This window comes from Enterorhabdus sp. P55, assembly GCF_009911695.1.
In the GTDB taxonomy this organism is placed as follows: Bacteria; Actinomycetota; Coriobacteriia; order Coriobacteriales; family Eggerthellaceae; genus Enterorhabdus.
The window spans coordinates 1-606 of the sequence record NZ_QWKK01000290.1; the positions used below are offsets into that span (position 1 = coordinate 1).

Consider the following 606-nt stretch of genomic DNA (forward strand, 5'->3'; position numbering starts at 1 on the left):
CTGGGTTTATGAACGCATTTGCGTTGTAAGAACGACAACCCATTGGTACAGACAAGTATTGGGAAGGGTCGTCTTTATGTCGGTTAAATGCAGGTGCTAAAATTCCTTCATCCATTGACACATAATCTGGATACAACTTACGGGAAGAGCACTCTACAGCTTTTTGGAATAGGTCATAGTTTGGTGTTCCAGGTTCTAAATTAATGTCTTTACTTGACGCAAATATTAGTTTTGGAAATACAAATGTCGACTCAGGTTTTGAGCGTTCTGTAAGAATAGCATCTGTAATTGCACGTCCCCATTTAGATGTGTCTAGTCCAAATCCAATAGATGTAAACGGAATTTGACCAAGTGCATTACTAACGGTTGATGTTTTAAACTCATAACCTTGAATCCCTTGTTTGATTGCAGAAAGCGTGTCCTCTTCTGCAAGTTCTTTGGCTAGCTCGTTTGACAATTTTTTATTTTTGTAGTATTCGAGTTTTGAATTGTAAGTCTTTTCGGCATAAGGTGCAAAGATGTAATCCACATTTTGTGTGCTGAATCCACCGAACTGTTGAGACGACGCTGCAAGTGTGATGTCTCCAAACAAGTTTAGCGCAGACA

The 606-nt window shown here is 39.3% G+C and carries 1 protein-coding gene; it reads right to left on the reverse strand.

Annotated features, from left to right (window positions below; genetic code table 11):
- The coding region (gene nrdD, locus D1643_RS11345) for an anaerobic ribonucleoside-triphosphate reductase (protein ID WP_255478078.1) at positions 1 to 606 on the reverse strand (606 nt) is incomplete at both ends.